The following is a 331-nucleotide window of genomic DNA, read 5'->3' as shown; positions in this document are numbered from 1 at the left end:
GAATCAAGATGCGATCGCCACCTTAGTGCAACTGCTGCGATCACCTGATGTGGATAACTCCACCCGTTGGCTAACAGCATATAGCTTAGGCGAAATCGGCACAGGGAATCAAGATGCGATTACCACCTTAGTGCAACTGCTGCAATCACCTGATGTGGATGACTACACCCGTAGAGAGGCAGCATATATTTTAGGGAAAATCGACCCAGGGAATCAAGATGCGATCGCCGCCTTATTGCAACTGCTGCAATCACCTGATGTGGATGACTCCACCCATAGTTTGGCAGCATCAAGTTTAAGGAAAATCGGCACAGGGAATCAAGATGCGATC

1 protein-coding gene is annotated in these 331 nt (G+C 48.6%); it reads left to right on the top strand.

The genetic code is table 11. The features are described 5' to 3' along the window. Positions 1 to 331, top strand: a 331-nt coding sequence (locus ABF638_RS38380; protein ID WP_435027952.1) for a HEAT repeat domain-containing protein, incomplete at both ends; no start/stop codon positions are given.

This window comes from Nostoc sp. CALU 1950, from assembly GCF_051172895.1.
GTDB lineage: Bacteria > Cyanobacteriota > Cyanobacteriia > Cyanobacteriales > Nostocaceae > Nostoc > Nostoc edaphicum_A.
The sequence above is the reverse complement of the archived record's forward strand: the minus strand, read 5'-3'. Positions and strand labels throughout refer to the sequence as shown.